The 18,103-nt window shown below is 65.2% G+C and carries 17 protein-coding genes; 8 read left to right on the forward strand and 9 right to left on the reverse strand.

What is annotated here, in order from left to right; translation table 11 throughout:
• Positions 1-112: 112 nt before the first annotated feature.
• From AB7531_RS07740 to soxC, 7 genes are all read right to left on the reverse strand, one after another.
• Positions 113-1,087, reverse strand: coding sequence for an HlyD family secretion protein (locus AB7531_RS07740; protein ID WP_063981237.1), 975 nt, complete (start codon positions 1,085-1,087; stop codon positions 113-115).
• The gene (locus tag AB7531_RS07745; protein ID WP_283017536.1) at positions 1,074-3,404 is read right to left on the reverse strand and encodes an ABC transporter permease; all 2,331 of its coding nucleotides are present in this window, start codon (positions 3,402-3,404) and stop codon (positions 1,074-1,076) included. Before AB7531_RS07745 ends, AB7531_RS07740 begins: the two co-directional genes overlap by 14 nt.
• Positions 3,401-4,462: an HlyD family secretion protein gene (locus tag AB7531_RS07750; RefSeq protein WP_283017535.1), complete on the reverse strand. Its 1,062-nt coding sequence runs from the start codon at positions 4,460-4,462 to the stop codon at positions 3,401-3,403. Before AB7531_RS07750 ends, AB7531_RS07745 begins: the two co-directional genes overlap by 4 nt.
• Positions 4,463-4,615: 153 nt before the next feature.
• The gene (locus tag AB7531_RS07755) at positions 4,616-4,951 is read right to left on the reverse strand and encodes a hypothetical protein (RefSeq protein WP_063981240.1); all 336 of its coding nucleotides are present in this window, start codon (positions 4,949-4,951) and stop codon (positions 4,616-4,618) included.
• Positions 4,952-4,983: 32 nt separating this feature from the next.
• On the reverse strand, positions 4,984-5,451 hold the full coding sequence (locus AB7531_RS07760) for a DUF302 domain-containing protein (protein ID WP_063981241.1): 468 nt from the start codon (positions 5,449-5,451) through the stop codon (positions 4,984-4,986).
• Between the two features lie 10 nt (positions 5,452-5,461).
• Complete coding sequence (locus AB7531_RS07765) at positions 5,462-6,010, reverse strand: c-type cytochrome (protein ID WP_063981242.1); 549 nt, start codon at positions 6,008-6,010, stop codon at positions 5,462-5,464.
• Positions 5,997-7,268, reverse strand: coding sequence for a sulfite dehydrogenase (soxC, locus tag AB7531_RS07770; protein WP_063981243.1), 1,272 nt, complete (start codon positions 7,266-7,268; stop codon positions 5,997-5,999). The genes AB7531_RS07765 and soxC overlap by 14 nt, the downstream gene beginning before the upstream one ends.
• 220 nt (positions 7,269-7,488) lie before the next feature.
• Here soxC and AB7531_RS07775 point away from each other — a divergent pair, with 220 nt between their 5' ends.
• Positions 7,489-8,466 carry an AraC family transcriptional regulator gene (locus AB7531_RS07775; RefSeq protein ID WP_187387931.1) on the forward strand — a complete coding sequence of 326 codons (978 nt, stop codon included), beginning with the start codon at positions 7,489-7,491 and terminating at the stop codon, positions 8,464-8,466.
• Here the strand turns inward: AB7531_RS07775 and AB7531_RS07780 are convergent.
• A complete protein-coding gene (locus AB7531_RS07780) occupies positions 8,429-10,216 on the reverse strand; it encodes a peptide ABC transporter substrate-binding protein (protein ID WP_441279926.1) in 1,788 nt (595 codons plus the stop codon). The two genes, AB7531_RS07775 and AB7531_RS07780, sit on opposite strands and share 38 nt — an antisense overlap.
• Before the next feature lie 263 nt (positions 10,217-10,479).
• Between AB7531_RS07780 and AB7531_RS07785 the strand changes: the two genes are divergently transcribed.
• Positions 10,480-11,034, forward strand: coding sequence for a hypothetical protein (locus tag AB7531_RS07785; protein WP_187387932.1), 555 nt, complete (start codon positions 10,480-10,482; stop codon positions 11,032-11,034).
• A gap of 23 nt (positions 11,035-11,057) precedes the next feature.
• On the opposite strand, the gene AB7531_RS07790 is transcribed toward AB7531_RS07785, so the two are convergent.
• Positions 11,058-11,636, reverse strand: coding sequence for a TetR family transcriptional regulator (locus AB7531_RS07790; RefSeq protein WP_063981247.1), 579 nt, complete (start codon positions 11,634-11,636; stop codon positions 11,058-11,060).
• 142 nt (positions 11,637-11,778) lie between these two features.
• Between AB7531_RS07790 and AB7531_RS07795 the strand changes: the two genes are divergently transcribed.
• From AB7531_RS07795 to AB7531_RS07820, 6 genes are all read left to right on the forward strand, one after another.
• Positions 11,779-13,224: an MATE family efflux transporter gene (locus tag AB7531_RS07795; RefSeq protein WP_063981248.1), complete on the forward strand. Its 1,446-nt coding sequence runs from the start codon at positions 11,779-11,781 to the stop codon at positions 13,222-13,224.
• Between the two features lie 410 nt (positions 13,225-13,634).
• The gene (locus AB7531_RS07800) at positions 13,635-14,429 is read left to right on the forward strand and encodes a MetQ/NlpA family ABC transporter substrate-binding protein (RefSeq protein WP_028153283.1); all 795 of its coding nucleotides are present in this window, start codon (positions 13,635-13,637) and stop codon (positions 14,427-14,429) included.
• A 123-nt stretch (positions 14,430-14,552) separates the two neighbouring features.
• On the forward strand, positions 14,553-15,587 hold the full coding sequence (locus AB7531_RS07805; RefSeq protein ID WP_063981249.1) for a putative FMN-dependent luciferase-like monooxygenase: 1,035 nt from the start codon (positions 14,553-14,555) through the stop codon (positions 15,585-15,587).
• 37 nt (positions 15,588-15,624) lie between these two features.
• A complete protein-coding gene (locus AB7531_RS07810) occupies positions 15,625-16,248 on the forward strand; it encodes a CMD domain protein (RefSeq protein WP_063986108.1) in 624 nt (207 codons plus the stop codon).
• Between the two features lie 12 nt (positions 16,249-16,260).
• Positions 16,261-16,845 carry an alkylhydroperoxidase domain protein gene (locus tag AB7531_RS07815; protein WP_063981250.1) on the forward strand — a complete coding sequence of 195 codons (585 nt, stop codon included), beginning with the start codon at positions 16,261-16,263 and terminating at the stop codon, positions 16,843-16,845.
• A 55-nt stretch (positions 16,846-16,900) separates the two neighbouring features.
• The gene (locus AB7531_RS07820; protein ID WP_063981251.1) at positions 16,901-18,058 is read left to right on the forward strand and encodes an ABC transporter substrate-binding protein; all 1,158 of its coding nucleotides are present in this window, start codon (positions 16,901-16,903) and stop codon (positions 18,056-18,058) included.
• Positions 18,059-18,103: the final 45 nt, after the last annotated feature.

Genomic DNA, 18,103 nt, shown 5'->3' on the forward strand with positions numbered 1-18,103 from the left:
AATTCGAATTCCGCAAGGCTGTTGAAAAACCCCAGTGGTCTCAATGACTGCTGGGGCTTCATTTTGCAGACGGTCGGAACCGCTTGGTTCCGCGAGCTCAAATCACCGGGGTTTAGGGGCCGATCCAGACGGTCATGCCCGGCTCAAGGCCTGCTAACTCTCCCTTCGGGTCGAGGCGCAGGCGAAGCGTGTTGCGGTCGTGATCGCCGATGACCCGCTCAGCTTGCCAGGTGGCAAACGTTCCGAGCGGCCGCAGCTCGGTGATGACCGCCTTGGTCGCGCCATTAGCGCCGTTCCGCATCACGTTCGCTGTTTCTCCCATCGCGAGACGATCGAGATGATCCTCGCGCACGTTGAACGAGAGCCATTGCCTGCCCGCGGCCTCGACCATCAGGATCGGTTGGCCCGCGCGAACATTTTCGCCGACCTCGGCGGCGATGACGCTGACCACGCCGTCGGCCGGCGCGCGCAACACCATCTTGTCGAGGCGGCGCTCGAGCACGGTGACCGCGGAGGCCGCAGCCTGCACCTGAGCGTCGGCGACCGCGCGCTCTTCCCGGGTCGGTCCCGCCACGGCCGCATCGTAATTGGCCTGGGCCTCCGCCACGCCGGCACGCGCGCTTGCAACGTCATTCTCGGCCTGGTCGAGCGACTGTTGGGATTCGAAGCTCTGGCGCGCCAGCGTGCTGGTCCGTGTGAGCTGAGCCTGCACGTAGTCGAGGCGGGCGCCGGCCTTGGCGATGGCGGCTTTCAGCGAATCGACCTGTTCGCGGCGCACGCCGGCATAGACGTTGTTGCGGCTTGCGACGGCGGACGCGAGCACGGCACGCGCCTGGTCCGCCTGCGCCGTCAACTCCACCGCCGAGAGCCGCGCCACGACGTCGGCGGCCTTCACAGAGGCACCCTTCTCGACCGCAATCGAGACCAGCTGGCCGTTGACCTCCGGCTCGACCCTGATCTCGGTCGCGCGCACGACGCCGACGATGGCGGCGGGCGGTGCCGCGTGGCGCATGACATAGAGCAGCGCGCCCGCCGCGACCAGCGCGAGCGGAATCGCGACGAAGGCGGCAGGTCTAAGGTTGGACATGTCCCTGTCTCCTCCTGACGGCAAATGCCGAGATCACCGCGAGCGCGAAGTAGCCGAGCGCCAGGCACCACAATGCGAGCCAGTCATGCGCAACCTCCCAGATACCGGCGCCGAGCTGGTTGACGCGCACGAGGCCGTCGATCGCGGAGTCGGCCGGGAATAACCGGCCGAACGCAAGGGCCACGTCCGGAATTGCTTCGCGCGGCCACGCGAAGCCGGCCATGAAGAACTGCGGCAGGCTCGTCGCCAGCAGCAGGATGGTTGCGTTCTCCGGCCGCGTGAACCAGGCCCCGACAGCCTGCCCCATGAAGCTCGTTGCCAGCAGAAAGACACTCGCGAGCGCGAGGATCTGCGGAAGATGGCCGAGTGTCGAAAAACCGTAGATCCGCGGCAGCACGATGAGATAGAGCGCGAGCGCAGGAAGGTAGACGGTCAGATGCGCGATGCCGCGGCCGAGCACGCCGGCAAAGGCTGCGCCTCCGCTCGCCAGCGCGGTGCCGGTCAGCATCGCTGCGCCGATCAGCAGGGTCTGCTGCAGGATCAGGATGAACGCCGCCGGAACGACGTAGCTCGCATAGCCGCCCACCGGGTTGAAGATCGGCTGCAGCAACACGTCGGCCGGGCTCGACGTCGCGAGCTTCGCCTTGACGAGGCTGCCATCCGAGCGCGCGCCGCGCGAAACCAGCTCGGACGTCAAGGTTCCGATGGCGGTGGCGACCCCGCTGGCGCTCGATCTGAAGATGAACAGATAGGTTGCGTCCGCATAGACGGGTATGTGGGCGGTGATGCCCTTGAGCACGTCGCGTTCGGTGTCGGGTGGAATCTCGACGGCGGCAAAGGCCTGCCCGCGATCGATCGCGCTGTGCGCCTCGGCGAGCGTTCGGGCGCGAACCGTCACGCTTAATGCGCCGCTCGCGTCCAGCGTCTCGACGATCTGCCGGCTGAGATTGCTGAGATCGTTATCGACGACCGCAATCGGAAGCTTGCGAAGGATCTGGTTCAGATAGGGCTGCGGATAGTAGATGCCGTAGACCAGGGGAGCGAGAAACAGCAGAGCGAAGGCGCCCCGCGTTCCCAGCACGCGCCGCCACTCCGCCACGAAGGCGCCGCCGACGCCGCGCGGTGTGGAGATGACCTCGTGTGGCTCGGCAGGCCGCGCTGTTGCGAACCAGCCCTTGCGGGTGACGTTCGCCATGCACATCCACGCCAGGCCGGCAAAGACCAGCGCCAGGCCGGCAAGTGCAGCGAAGGGAATAGCGGAATCCGCGACCGGCAATCCCCGCGCGGCTTGTCCCAGCAGGACGGCCATGTACCAGCGAAGCGGCAGGATCGCGCTCCATGTCTGCGCAAAGGCATTCATGCCGATGGTGGGAAAGCCGACGCCGGCATAGCCGAATGCGGGCGAGGCAATGAGGCCCGCAAGCCCGAGTCCGGTGGCGAGATCGCCGACCAGAAGCTGGAGCAGGGCGCCGAGCGACAGATAGGCGATGATCAGCAGCGAGGCCGCAGCGATCATCAACGGCAAGTCGCCCTTGAAGGGAATCTCCAGCACACCCTCCAGGAACAGCGGCTCGGCCAGCATGATCAAAATGAAGATGCAGAACAGCGGCGCGAGCTTGCCGGCCAGCGCGACAAGCGGATCGCCGCCGGCGCTTTCGAGCCACGCCCGCGCGTCGCGGCGGCGGAATTCGGAGCCGACGGAATAGCCGGCGGCAAGGGTCATCACCACATGGATGATGGTCGGCAGCAGCGCGCGCAGCAGGAACTGCGCGTAGTTCTTCTGCGGATTGACGAGCGCCATGGTCTCCGCTTTGAGCGCACCCAGGGACGCTGGCGCAGGTGCCGCGCGACTGGCGGGAGCGGCCACCGCTGCCGCTGCGGAAAGTGAATCGCTCAGACCCGAGGATGCGATCCCGGAGGGAGTCAAAAACTGCTGGTTATAAAACCCGACGATCTGCGGGCGGCGCGCGGCCTTCAGGTCGCGCTCGAAATCCGGCGGAATGTGGACGGCCGAAATCGACTTGCCGGAGCGTATGTCCTGCACGGCCGTGGACAGCGTGCCGGAGCGGTCGACGATCTTCAGGCTTGGCGACGCCGCAATGTATTCCACCAGGGCACGCGACGCGTCCGACTTGTCCTCGTCGACGACAGTCACGCCGAGCCCGCGGATGACTGGATGGCTGAAGACCGTGGTGAGCACCACGAACGCGAACAGCGGCACGCCGAAGATCAGGAGCAGCGCCACGCGGTCATGAAGCAGCCAGCGGCACTCGCGCCGCGCGACCAGCAGAAATCCGGGCTTTGGCGCCGGCCTCATGGCCGCGACCGCCAGTCGAGATAGGCGCTCATTCCCGGTCGCAGCTCGGGCACCGGTTGCACCGGATAGGCACGGATCGAAAACGTCCGCAGGTCGAAATCACCCGAAGCACGCGTGGCCCGCCAGCTTGCATATTCGCCCTTGGTCGCGATGAGCTTGACCTCGACTGTCACCGAGCGGTCGCCGAGGGCGGGAATGCGGACATCGAAGCGATCGCCGACCTTGAGGCCTTTGACGAGATCCTCGCGCAGATCGAAATGCACCCAGAGGTCCGCGAGATTGATCAAGGTGACGAGCGGGACGCCCGGCGAGACGTATTCGCCGGGTTCCACATTACGCTGATAGATCTGCGAGGCTACGGGCGCATAAACCACGAGCTGGTCGATGATCGACTGGACACTCTGGATATCGGCACTGGCCTTTTCGACATTGGTATTGGCAATGGCCCGCTCCTCCTTGGTGTAGCCATTGACCGCCTGCTCATAGGCCGATTTGGCCTGGTCGACGGCGCGCTCGCTTTCGTGCAGCGCATCGGTGGCCTGATCGAGGCGGGCTTGCGGCGCGTTGCCTTGCTCGGTCAAGGTGTGTGTGCGGTCAAACGTCTTCTGTGCCAGCACCAGCGCCGCCTGGGCGCGCTCCATCTCCGCCTTCCGTGCCGCGATCACTTCCACCCGCGTTCCGACGAGTACGTTGGCAAGCTGGGCGTCCGCAACGGCCTTGGCCGCCTTCATCTGGTCGTGTTTGGCCAGCGTTTCCGGATTGTCGATCTGGACCAGCACCGCGCCCGCAGCGACGTTCTGGCCGCGCTCGACGGGAATCTTGCCGACCCGTCCGTCCACGCGCGCCGCGATATCGAGCCGCGTTGCATCGACCTCGCCCTGAACCAGCAAGGGTTCGGGTCGTAAGAGATAGAAGGCGGAAAGCGCGACGACGGCAGCCGCAACGACACCGACGATGATGGAAGGAGTACGAGTTGGGTTGCGCGTGGTTTTCGCCTGTTCGTTAGCCGGCTCGTCGGGTGTGTTTTGAATGTCCTTGTCAGAGCTCGGCGCGTCCATGCCTGACTCCCTTTCTCGTGACGGGATGGCCCACTCTATTCGGTTGCCAGGCCCAGTCGCAATCGCGAAGCGGTGCGGTACTTTCAATACTCCGCGACGTGCCGGCGGCCATCTTATTCGGATTGCTCGTCGGGCAAAACACCCGTCACCCCGTCAACCCCTTGTTGCGGCTTCGCGCGGGCCGCTCTGTCCATCCTCCGAATCGCTCTCCGGCTCCCGGATCAGCACCACCGGTTCGTCATAGCCTTTGCGGCTGCTGTAGAACACCAGCGCCATCAGGCCGACGCCGACAACCAGCGAGAACACCACGCCGAGCACCAGCGCGACATAGCCGGACGCCGGCACGCTGGTATCCGTGCTGGTCCAGCCGAGATAGCCGAGAACACTCGCGGCGACGAGCATGGCGCACAACGCCGCGATGACCAGCCATCTGGCGAGCTTGCCGTCTTGCGCCTTGGGCGGCGCCGGTTGCCCGCTGGTCACGTTCATGAACCTCTCCTCGCGCGGCCGTCGCGGCGCGCTTACGGTGCGGTGGCCTTGGCCGCGATGGCATGCAGTGCGGCGGTCATCGCGCCGATGGCGGTTTTGGCCGGCTCGCCGACGCCGTGACGGCCGGCGAGATAGGCCGGATCGTTGTAGGACAGCCAGGTCGCGCCTTGCTCGTCCTGCCAGACCAGCGCCTTCAGCGGCAGGTCGATGCCGACGGTCTGCGCCTGCTGCATCAACGGCGTGCCGCCCTTGGCGTTGCCGAAGATGAGGAGATCGGTCGGCCGCAGAGTCATGCCGACGGCGGCAGCGCCCGCGGCGTGATCGACATGGGCAAACACGGTGAGGCCTTTGGCCTTCACCTCGGTCTCGAGCCGCGTCATCGTGTCCTGCGGGCCAAAATTGCTCTTGATGGTGATAAGTCCGTCTGTAGCCATTGCCTGCGTCTCCCAGAAACATGTCGCGACCAGCGCGGAGATCCGGATCAGTGTGAAGAGCCTCATGATGTCAGGCTCACTTCTTGCGGAATAATCGCGCCGGGTCGAATTCCGGCTCCGGAATGAAGCCGTCGCGATTGGGCATCCTGATTTTCGGCAAGGACTCCTTGTCGACCTTGCCGTCGGCGGGAACGATGCCGTTGAGGCTCAATATGTAGGCGGTGACGGCATAGGTCTCGTCGGTGCTGAGCGAGCCCGGCGTCGGATACGGCATCGCGCGATGAATGTAGTCGAACAGGGTCGTCGCATAGGGCCAGAAGCTGCCCACGGTCTTGACCGGCATGTTGGAGGCGAGCGTGCCCTGTCCGCCGGCGAGACGATCCTTGATGCCGCCCTGGCCGTTGTCGCCATGACAGGCCGCGCAATTGTCGGCAAAGATCTGCTTGCCTTGCACCGCCGTGCCGCTGCCGTCGGGCAGGCCCTTGCCGTCGGGGCCGACGTCGATGTCCCATAGCTTGATTTCCTGCGGCGTTGCCGGACGGCCGAAATCGAACGCCAGCGCGGGCGCGGCGAACAGGCCGGCGGCGAGGATGCCGGCGAGAAACAGCTTGTCATGCGAGAACATTGCGGACCCTCCCGGCTTCGTCGATGCTCCAGGTCTGCTGGGCGTTGTAGTGAAACAGCGCGTTGGTCCCCATCGCGGCGATGAAGGACTGCCGGTCCGGCTGAACGTTGCCCTGGTCGTCGGTCGAGCGGCTCACGATTTTTGTCGGCTTGCCGTCCCAGACCCAATCCATCTGGAAGCGCACCTGCGCCTTGGACAGCACCGGCTCGCTCAATTGCGCGGGTTTCCACGTCTTGGCGCCGTCAGTGGAGATCTCGACCTTGGCGATCTTGCCATGACCGCTCCAGGCAAGACCCGAGATGCGGTTATAGCCCGGCTGGATCTGCATCATGCCCGATGGTTGCGTGATGACGGAGTTGGTTTCCATCCGCAGCTGAAACTGCCGCGCCTTGCCGTTGGCCAGCAGCTGGGTGTAGCGCGCCGTCTCCCAGCGCGTCATCCAGGGCTCGCTGCCGAACTTGAGGCGGCGCAGCCATTTGATGTTGAGGTTGCCTTCGAAGCCCGGCATCACCAGCCGCATCGGAAAGCCGTGCGCGGGCCGCAGCGGCTCGCCGTTCTGGCCGTAGGCGACGAAAGCCTCGTTCACGATCTCGTCGGTGAGGGGAATGCTGCGATCGACACCCGCGCCGTCGCCGCCCTCCGCCAGCATCCAGTTCGAACCCTTGTCCTTGGCGACGAGGTCGATCAGGAATTTGAGCGGAACGCCGGTCCATTCATTGGTGCTGACGAGGCCATGCGTGTTCTGCACCGTCACGTCAGGATCGGCTTTTTTCCAGTTCTCCCAGCCGTTGCCGGTGCATTCGATGAACACGACGCGCGTCACCGACGGCATCCGCTTCAGATCCTCGACGCTGAACACCAGCGGCTTGCCGACCATGCCGTGGATCAGCAGCCTGTGCTGGGCAGGATCGATATCGGGCACGCCGGAATGGCTGCGCTCGTAATGCAGGTCCGTCGGCGTGATGTTGCCTACCAGTTTCTGATGCGGGGTCTTGGAATTGATGGCATCGCCGGGATCGACGTTGCGCTTGCCCGGCGTGGCCTCGGGGATGCGATCGAGTTTTGCAAACCGGGAGCGTTCGCTGTGCGCGCTCAGATCAGCGCCGGGCCCGCGATCGGGGACGTCGGCGAGCGTCTCGGCGCCCGCCGCCTCGGACGCCACCGCGCCAAGGATGCCCGCCGACAGGCCTCCCACGAAGCCGCGGCGCGACACATTCGCAGGCCGTGGCAACAACTCAACTGGCGTCTTGGACGTCATATGATCTCCCCGTGATGACCGTGTTTTTGGAAATCCCTGCCGCCTTCATGCCGTGACATTACCGAACACCGTGAGGATTGCTCGTTAGGATGTGTTAAAAGCCATGAGTACTGGTCCACTCATGCGCGGGACGGCCCTCTTGTATGGTAGATGCGCTTGGCTGTTCCATGGAATGGCCGGGCGGCTCGGAGACATGTCCGGGCGGATCAAGGGGAGAGGGATGTCGGAGGCGGACGCGGCGGAATTGTTGAAGGCGATGGTGCCGCTGTTCAGGATCCGTCCAATATTCGAGGATTCCTGCAAATTTGGCGGCAGCTGGGAGTCGCTACACGCGCCGAACGGCAAGGGGTGGGCGCAGTTCCACATGGTCACGCGCGGCGCTTGCGTGGTCGAGCGGCCGGGCCTGGGCCCGCAGCGGCTGGAAGCCGGCGACATCCTTCTCCTGCCGCATGGCGACAGTCACGCGGTTCGAAGCCGGACGGGCGGCGCTGTCAGGCGTGTTACGACCGAGGTCCGCAATGGCGTCCGCCAGCGCGCGACGGTCGAGGCCGAGGTCGATACCGAACTGCTGTGCGGCCGTTTCCTGTTCGAAACGTCGGATGATAATCCGTTGATCGCCGCGCTTCCCGACGAGATCATCCTGCGCACAGCGGAGGAGCCGCTGCTGGAACGGTTTCGGCGCCTGCTGATCGACATCCGAGAGGAACTGGACGCTGGACGGGTTGGATCGGAAGTGGTCGCGGCCGACCTCGCGAGGGCGTTGTTCGTGATGATGCTCCGCGACCATCTTTCGGACGATGCCTCCGGGAACGGGACGGTGTCGCTGTTGCGCGACCGCGTGACGGCCCGTGTGGTGTCGGCGATCCTCAACGATCTCGCCCGGGACTGGACGCTCGACGACATGGCGGCGGTGGCGATCGCCTCGCGCGCGACGCTGGTGCGCGCTTTTCAAAAGCGCGCGGGGGTCGCGCCCATGACGTTCCTGTCCGATTTGCGATTGACGGTCGCGCGCAAGCGGCTGGCCGGCACCTCCGATCCGATCGCGAAGATCGCCGGCGAGGTCGGCTATGCGTCCGAAGGCGCGCTGAGCAAAGCCATCATGCGCAGATACGGCATGCGACCCGGCGCCTTGAGGGAGCCGGGTCCTCGCGCGCCGGTCGTCAGACCCGATACCAGCTCCCCAAATTCCAGGTCGTGACGTCCCAGCCCGAGATGTCGGCCATGAGGTTATTGACGCCGGCGCCGACGATGTTGCGGGAGAGCAGCGGCACCAGAATATTGGCTTCGCAGAAGATCTCGTTGACCTTGATCAGGAGCGCGGCGCGCTTGACCGGATCGAGCTCCTGCTTCGCGGTCTTGTAGGCCTTGTCGGCCTCGGGATCGGACCAGCGCGAGATGTTGCGGCCGAGCCACTTGTTCTCCTTGTTGGCGATCTCCCAGGAGACGCACTGGTTCAAGAACCGCTCCGGATCGGGCTGCGGCTGCGTCGTGTTGTACATCTCCATGTCGCAATAGAGTTTCGAGTAGGTGTCGGGGTTGCCGACATCAGACGAGAAGAACACCGATGCGGTCACCGACTTCAGCTCGATGTCGATACCGGCCTTCTGGCAGGCCTGCTTGATGATGGCCTGCGTCTTCTGGCGCGGGCCGTTGATCGAGGTCTGGAAGACGTATTTGAGCTTCTTGCCGTCCTTCTCGCGGATGCCGTCCGCGCCCCGCTTCCAGCCGGCCTCGTCGAGGATTTTGTTCGCCTTGTCGACGTCGAATGCGTAGGTCAGCTTGCCCGACTTGAACTGCTGGGGCTGGTTGACGAAGCTTGCCGTGGCGATGCCGCCGCGGCCGTAGATGAATTTCTGGATCGCCTCGCGATCGATCAGGAGGTTGAACGCCTGGCGGACGACCGGATCGGACAGCGTCGGGTGCTTGGTCTTGACGCTGGAGCGCTCGCCGTCGACCTCGGTCCAGGGGTCCGTCGTGTTGAGGATGATGAACTCGACGTTGCCGGACGGCGTGATGTCGACCCTGCCTTTGCCGCTGGCCTCCATGCGCTTGAGGACCTCCTCCTCCACCAGCAGGTTCCAGGCATAGTCGTACTCGCCGGTCTGGAGCACGGTGCGCGCCGCGGAGACCGCGTCGCCGCCGCCCTTGACCTCGAGCGTGTCGAAATGCGGCTGGTTCTTGACGTGATAGTCGGGGTTGCGTTCGGCCCGGATCAGGTCGCCCGGCTTGAACTCGACGAATTTGTACGGGCCGGTGCCGACCGGCTTCAGATTGCCCGGCGCCTCGCGCGATTTCGCGCCGGCATAGTCGCCGAAATGGTGCTTCGGCAGGATCTGGCCGACCGAGCCGACGAAGGGGTCGGCCCAAAACGGGGTCGGGGCCTTGAACAGCACCTTGACGGTGTGGTCGTCGATCTTCTCGACGGTGATGTCCTTGTAGGATCCCGTGCTGTAGGCGGCGGTCGCGAGGTCCGCCGCATAGGTCCAGGTGAAGACGACGTCGTCGGCGGTGAAGGGCTTGCCGTCATGCCACTTCACGCCCTGCTTCAGCTTCCAGATAACGCTCATGCCGTCGGCCGCGAGGCTGCCGTTCGCCTTGGTCGGAATCTCGGCGGCGAGGCAGGGGATGAGGTTGCCGTCCTTGTCCCAACCGGCCAGCGGCTCGAAGAAGATGCGCGAGGCGATCTGATCCTTGGTGCCGATGGCGAAATGCGGATTGAGCAGGGTGGGGGCCTGCCACAGCAGGATCTTGAGCGGGCCGCCGCCGCCGGCCTTGGTCGGCTTGTATGGCAGCGTGGCATCCGCCATCGCGACGTCGTTCCAGAGCAGGATCTGGCTCGCGACCGGCGCGGCGATCCCGGCCGCAGCCATGGTCCGGATGAACGAGCGTCGCGACAGCGTGCCTTGCTTCACCTCCGCGATGGACTTGCGTATCTCGTCTTCGTTCATCGAATGACCCCCACCTCGAAGAAAAATCGTCTTCGGCACCCCATCATGTTGCATCATGCACGAGGCGGCAATGCCGGCGAGGCCGCAAGGCCCTGCGACGAAATGGCGAACGTGGAGATGGGCAGCTTCTGCCGGGACATTGTTGCCGGCGTGAAAGGGATGCCGGCCGGATTTCGCGATAAGCCCTTGATGGCAATGAGGCTCTCATCTGGCATGCGCATTGCACGCAAAGCGTGCGTTCGCAATGACAGTGGAGTGCGGGTATGAGCGTCAGCAGCATGAGCAGCATCGGTGGAAGCGCGGCGGGGTCGCCTTCATCCACCAGCCAGTCGAAATCAGCGGGTTCACAAGACGGCGCCTCGATGTTCTCGTCTCTGCTGGAGAGCGGCACGCCCTACGACGAGGTCAAGGTGAGCCTGCCGAATGGTATGTCGATCGGCATCGTCCATTTCGGTGGCGGCGGCTTCGACAGCAGCGCGCTCAAGTCCATCGAGGATTTCGTGCAGAAGCTCGCGAGCCAGCAGATATCAGGTGATCCGGCGTCCAGCGCCGACCAGGCGCAGAACGGCGACACGCCCGACGCCGTCGGGATCGACAAGGTTCATGTCGATCTTCCGAACGGAATCTCGTTCGAGGTGCTGCATTCCTCCGGCGGCCATGCCACGGACAGCGACGCCGTCCTGAAGGAGCTCACCGAGGCTGCCGAAGAACTCGCCGAATCGCTGTCGCACTATTCACCGGCGTCGGCCGCAGCTTCCGCTTATGCCTCGCAAGCAAGTTCGTCCGGTCGCAGCAGCCAGCTCGACGCGAGGAGCTGAGCAACACGCAGGCCGCCCTGGGGCTAGCGCCCCTTCGCAAGCGCCAGCGCGGCATCCACCGCGTTCTCGAGAATCTCCTCCGACAATTGCCTGTCGCTCACCGCGCGCGACAATTGCAGCGCGCCGACCATGGTGGCGTAGGCCGCGATGGCGCGGCGGCGCCGTTCCGCCGGCGTGCCCTCAGGCATTTGCGCTGCCATCAGCGCGAGGATGTCGGACATCTTGCCGGTGAAGGCCTCGCGCGTCGCCTTCGGATGCCGCGCGATCTCGGAGACGAGGGCCGCGGTCGGGCAACCGGTCGCCGCGCGATCGCGATGCCTGGGCGAGAGATAGTCGCGGATCACGGTCTCGAGCGCGACGCCGTTTTCGAGATTGTCCTTGTGCCGCTGCTCGCGCCGCTCCAGCGCGTCGAGCAGCACCGCGCGCACCAGATCCTCCTTGGAGGCGAAGTGCGTGTAGAAGGCGCCGTTGGTCAGGCCCGCTTCCGCCATGATGCCGGCGAGGCCCACCGCGGCGATGCCGCTCTCGCGGAACTGCGATGATGCGACATCGAGAATGTGCCGCCGCGTCGTGTCCCTGTGTCCCTTGTCATAGCGCGCCAATTCCGCCTCCTGCGAACCCGCCGCCCCCTATGCCACAAAATCGTGAGGTCTGTCCTATTGCATTACGTTCATACTAATACATTATGATCATAATGCAATGGGCGGCCGACCGGGCGGTCCGAGGGAACCACAGGATCGAACCATGTCCGTCGAAGATGCCGCCGCGCCGGCCTTGTCCGCCGCGCCATTCGTGGCCCACGCCGCGGCGCCGCTTCGCCAGGCGGCTACGCCCGCACCAAGCGCGGCTGAGCAAAGACGCGCCGCGCTCCTGACCGCGCCGATCTTGCCCACGCTGCTCAAGCTCGCGCTGCCGACCGTGACCGTCCTCGTGGCGCAGACCGCGGTCAACATCGCGGAGGCCTATTATGTCGGCTATCTCGGCACCGATGCGCTCGCCGGCGCCGCGCTGGTGTTCCCGATCTTCATGCTGATGACCATGATGTCGAACGGCGGGTTCGGCTCCGGCGTTGCGTCCTCGGTGGCGCGCGCGGTTGGAGCCGGCCGCCGCGCCGATGCCGAGGCGGCGCTGTTTCATGCCGTGGTGCTCGCGATCATTGCCGGCGGCGTGTTCACGCTCGGCGTCGTCCTCGGTGGTCCGCATCTCTATCGTGCCCTCGGCGGCACCGACGGTGCGCTTAGCGCTGCCACCACCTATTCCAACTATCTGTTCGCCGGCGCCATCCCGGTGTGGATCGTCAACCTCCAGGCTGCCGCGCTGCGCGGCGCCGGCAACGTCAAAGTGCCGGCCCTGGTGACTCTGGTCGGCGCCATCGTGACCATTCCGGTCTCGCCGGCACTGATCTTCGGGTTCGGGCCGATCCCGCGGCTCGGCATCGGCGGCGCCGGCATAGCCTTCGGCCTCTATTACGGCGCGGCGATGCTGTTCCTGCTGCGCTACATGTCGACGGGCGCGACTGGCCTGAAGCTGCACATCGTGCCGTTGCGCGCAAAAATCTTCGGCGACATGCTGAAGGTCGGCATCCCCACCGCGTTCAACGCGGTGCTGACCAACCTCACCGTCATTCTCGTCACCGGCGCGGTCGGCCTGTTCGGCACCTCCGCGCTCGCCGGCTACGGCATCGCCTCGCGGCTGGACTACATCATGATTCCGCTGCTGTTCGGGATCAGCACGGCGACGCTGACCATGGTCGGCGTCAACATGGGCGCGGGCCAGACCGCGCGGGCACGAAAGATCGGCTGGATCAGCGGTGTGGTCGGCATGATCATGACCGGCACGATCGGCTTGCTGGTCGCGATCTTCCCGACAGCCTGGCTGCACCTCTTCAGCCATGACGCGGACGTCGTCAGCGAGGGCATGACCTATTTGCGCATCGTCGCGCCGGCCTATGCCGCGCTCGGCTTCGGTTTTGTCAGTTCGTTCGCGGTGCAAGGCACCGGCCGAGCGATGGGGCCGCTCGCTTCGTCCTTTGCGCGCATCCTGATCGCGGCCGGCGGCGGCTGGATCGCGGTGGCGAGCTTTGGCGCGGGCATGGCGGGTCTCGCCACCATGGTCACGGCCTCGCTCGCCGCCTATGCCGCGATCTGCGTCCTGATCATGCTGTCACCGTGGACGTGGCGCTCCGAGTAAACAGGCATCACTGGATGCCGGTAGCGCCGACAGCAGCAGCAAGTTGCTCAGCAACTTGAGCGACGACGCGTTGATCAGCTTCATCGTCAGGGCGACGCCGGAATTGAACGGCACGCCCTGGAGCAGGGCATAGAGGCTCCGAGGCGCTTCGGGCTGGCGAACTTCGGGGCGGCGAGGGCGGTCATGGCTGAGCTCCTTGCTAGCCTTGCTACTTATCTCGCATCCGGGGTGACACTTTGCCGTGATGCCCATCACGCTTGCGCAACGCGCCCCATGACCTGCGAATTCGTTTCCTATTTTGCGCCAAATGGAGAACGAGAGTCCGCCACCGGTAGTCATTATGGATTTTCATTTCATTGATTTCGCCTCACGGAGAAGCGAATACGGTTCCACTGATTGCCGCCCGCGTGATGGAGACCAAGATGTCGTTTCGCCTCCCCCTGATCCTCGCAACCGCGCTTGCCGCCTGGTCGGCCGCAGCAACCGCCGAGACGATCAAGATCGGTGTGACGCCGGGCCCGCATGCGCAGATCTTCGAGGCGGTGAAGCCGATCGCAGCCAAGCAGGGCCTCGACATTCAGCTGATCGAGTTCTCCGACTACGTCGTGCCGAATGCCGCGCTCGATGCCGGTGAGATCCAGGCCAATTCGTTCCAGAACCAGCCTTATCTCGACAACCAGAAGGCCGACCGCGGCTACAAGATCGAATCCGTCGGGCTGACCGTGAACTTCCCGATCGGCGTCTATTCGAAGAAGCACAAGGCCTTCGCCGATATCCCTGAAGGCGGCAAGGTCTCGATCCCGAACGATCCGACCAATGGCGGCCGCGTGCTGCTGCTGCTGCGCGACAAGGGCGTGATAAAGCTGAAGGACGGCACGGGCTTCAAGCCGACGGTGCTCGACGTCACGGAGAATCCCAAGAAGCTGAAATTCATCGAGGTCGATGCGGCGCAGGCGCCGCGCGCGCTCGACGATGTCGATGCCGCCGCGATCAACACCAATTATGCAACCCAGGCGGGCCTTGATCCCGTCAAGGATCCGATCCTGCGCGAGGACCCGAAGGGCCCCTACGTCAACCTGATCGCGGTACGCGCCGCCGACAAGGACAAGCCCTGGGTCAAGATCCTCGTCGACAGCTACCATACGCCCGAGGTCAAGGAGTTCGTCCTGACCAAGTTCAAGGGCGCGGTGCTGCCGAGCTGGTAGGCAATCTGCCTAGCCAAGGTCCAGCGCGGGGGCGATCCGGCGGGCAGCCTTGCGCAATGCCCGCTTGTCTGGAGCTGCGGCAACCGACATCATCGGGGCCCATCCTCGCCCGACAGGGGTCGTATGAAACGCTTTGCAAACCTGAAACGACTGGGGTTCTTCACGCGCCTCCTCGATGAAGCCCCGCCCGCGGAGCGCTACCGCTTTGCCGCCGAGCAGATCGTGCGCGCAGAGAAAGCGGGCCTCGATTCCGCGTGGATCGCGCAGCATCATTTTCACGAACGCGAGGGCGGCCTGCCGTCGCCCTTCACCTTCCTCGGTTACGTCGCGGCGCAAACCTCGCGCATCCGTCTCGGCACCGGCATCGTCACGCTGCCGCTGGAGAATGCGGTGCGGGTGGCGGAAGATGCCGCCGTGCTCGATCTGCTCTGCAACGGCCGCTTCGAGCTCGGCGTCGGCACCGGCGGCAATCCGTCGGCCTTTGCCGCCTTCGGCCTCGACAGTGCCCTGCGCAACGAGATCTTTGCCCGCAATCTTGACGTGGTCCGCACCGCCCTGGTCGGCAAGCCGCTCACTGGTGGCGATACGCTGTATCCGCAACGGCCCCAATTGGACAAGCGGATCTGGCAGGCGACGTTCTCGGTCGCCGGTGGTGCGCGCGCGGGCAAGGCCGGCGATGGCCTGCTGCTGTCGCGCACCCAGCCCCGGACCAAGGAGGCGCCGAAGGCCACGCTCGCCGAGATCCAGAATCCGGTCATCGATGCCTATCTCGAAGCGCTGCCGCCGGGATGCGAGCCCCGGATCATGGCCTCACGCAGCGTCTTCGTCGCCGACGACCGGACTGAAGCGATGCGCCTTGCCGACATCGGGCTGCGGCGCGCGCTGCCGCAGTTCCTCAAGGGCGGTCACGCCAGGCCTGGCGAGACGCTGGAGGAGATGATCACCGCATTCGACACGCATGTCGGCGCGGCCGACGACGTCATCGCCTCGCTCCGCGCCGACGCCACGCTGGAGCGGGTGACCGACCTCGTTTTCCAGGCGCATTCGGTGGACGCGCCGCATCCTCATATCCTGCGCTCGATCGAGCTTGTCGCGGAGAAGGTCGCGCCGGCGCTGGGCTGGACCCGGACGGCGGCTGACGTGGCTCTGGCGGGCTGATCGGAGCGAACATGATCGCGTTGCACGAGGCTGAATGATGGCTACGAAAGATATCATCGACACGCTCGCCGGGATCGAACCGGGCACGGCTCTGGATGGCATTCGGGCACGCCGCGTGCAGGCGCGCGAGAACGCGCAGAAGAGCTATCTCTCGCTGTTCGAGCCGATCGACGCCGGCGATTTTTCGCTTGTGGAGCGCGCCGCAGTCGGGCTCTTCGTGATCGGCCTTCACCGCGAGCCCACCATGGCCGCCTTCTACCGGGCGAAGCTCGCGGCGACCGCCGATGGTGCGCGCCTGGCCAAGGCGATCGAGGTCGAAATCGGGCGCGGCGAGACGTCAGGCCCGTACGGTGCGTATCCTGCCGGACCGCTGTCAGTCGAGAACACGGCCGGCCTGATCTATCGCGCGAGCGCGGAGGGCAAGTCCGTCCTTGGCGCCAGGCTCGCCGCAGCGCTGGAGCATGCGCATCTGCTGGTGTTCCGCCCGCGCGATGCCGCGTCCGCCGATATGAAGGCGCTGTTGGCCGCCGGCTGGTCCGACACCGGCATCGTCACTTTCTCTCAGCTCGTCGCGTTCCTGTCGTTCCAGGTGCGCGTCGTCACGGGCCTGCGCGTGCTCGGCGCCTCGCTGGGCACCGCAAGCGCGGCGGCTGGCGCGTAAGGAGACTGCATCATGAGCGCTGCAAACAACGTCAATCCGCCCGTCGTCTTCACCCAGGACGAGCTCGGCTGGGTGTCGTGGATCGACCCGCTGCCCGAGGCCGAATTGGCCGAGCGGCATTTCGCGGGCCTGGTCGATCGCTCCCGTGCCAAGTCCGAATACTTCCGCCTTCTCGTGCGTGATCCCGAGGTGCTGGAAGCCCGCACCAAGACGGACAAGGATATCTTCTACAACGTCGCCGACGGCCTGCCGCGCGCCGAGCGTGAGCTCGCGGCGGCCGCGACGTCGCGCTACAACGGCTGCATCTATTGCGCCTCCGTGCATGCGCGTTTCGCCAGCACCTATTCCAAGCGCCGTGACGACGTGCAGCGTCTGCTCGACGAAGGCGTCAAGGCCGACCTTGGCGAGCGCTGGAATGCGGTGGTCAAGGCCTCGGTCGCGCTGGCCGCGACGCCGATCGCGTTCGGCCCTGAGAATGTCGAAGAGCTGCGCCGCGCCGGCCTCGACGATGCCGAGATCGTCGACGTCATCAACGGCGCGTCGTTCTTCAATTGGGCGAACCGGCTGATGCTGTCACTCGGTGAGCCCTCGAAATAGGCGATCTCACCGGCACAAGAATTGCTGCTTGTTTCAACACTGGATGGAGCCGTGCATGAGCAACATCGATCGTCGTACCCTGGTCAAGGGCTCGCTCGCCGCCATGATGGCGGGAGCGGCCGGTTCGCGCGGCGCCTTCGCGCAATCCTCCGAGCCGATCCTGCTCGGCGTCAGCGGCCCCCTGACCGGGCCGAACGCGCAATATGGCACGCAGTGGAAGCAGGGCTTCGACCTCGCGCTGGACGAGATCCAGGCGGCCGGCGGCATCAACGGCCGCAAGCTCACCTACAATTTCGAGGACAGCCAGAGCGATCCGCGCCAGTCGGTGGCGATCGCGCAGAAATTCGTCTCCGATCCCCGCATCGTCCTTGAGCTCGGCGACTTCTCCAGCCCGGCCTCGATGGCGGCCTCGCCGATCTATCAGCGCGCGGGCCTCGTGCAGTTCGGCTTCACCAACTCGCATCCTGACTTCACCAAGGGCGGCGACTTCATGTGGAGCACCTCGGTCAGCCAGGCCGACGAGCAGCCGCTGCTGGCGTCCTATGCCGTGAAGCGCCTTGGCCTGAAGAAGCTCGCGGTGCTGCACCTCAACACGGATTGGGGCCGCACCAGCCGCGACTATTTCGTCAATGCTGCAAAGGAATATGGCGCGGAAATCGCGGTCACCGAGGGTTATATCGCGGAGGAGCGCGACTTCCGCTCTACCCTGGTGCGCGTCCGCGACGCCAACCCAGATGGCTTGATCCTGATCTCCTACTACTCCGACGGCGCGCTGATCGCGCGTCAGGCGCGACAGGTCGGGCTCAAGCAGGTGATCTGCGCGGCGAGCTCGGTCTACTCGCCGAAATTCCTGGAGCTGGGCGGCGAGGCCGTCGAAGAGGTCCATGTCGGCACGCGCTACTTCCCGGAAGACCCGCGGCCCGAAGTGCAGAAGTTCATCGCCGGCTTCAAGAAGAAGTACAACGGTCTGGAGCCCGACGCCTTCAACGCCTACGCCTATGATGCGATGAACATGGCGGCTGCCGTGGTGAAGATCGGCGGCACCGACCGCAAGGCGGTCCGTGACGCCTTCACCAAGGTCAAGGACGTGCCGAGCGTCATCTTCGGCGCCGCGACGTTCGACGTCGCGACCCGCCGCGTCAAGGGCGCCATGAACGCCGAGCTCGTCGTGCGCAAGGGCCAGTTCGCGCTCTGGGACGGCAAGCCGACCTGACATGATGGCCGGAGCGGGGGCTCCGGCCGCTTTCCTCTCTACGTG

Origin of the sequence: Bradyrhizobium sp. 63_E2_N1_3 (assembly GCF_052076005.1) — a bacterium.
GTDB lineage: Bacteria > Pseudomonadota > Alphaproteobacteria > Rhizobiales > Xanthobacteraceae > Bradyrhizobium > Bradyrhizobium barranii.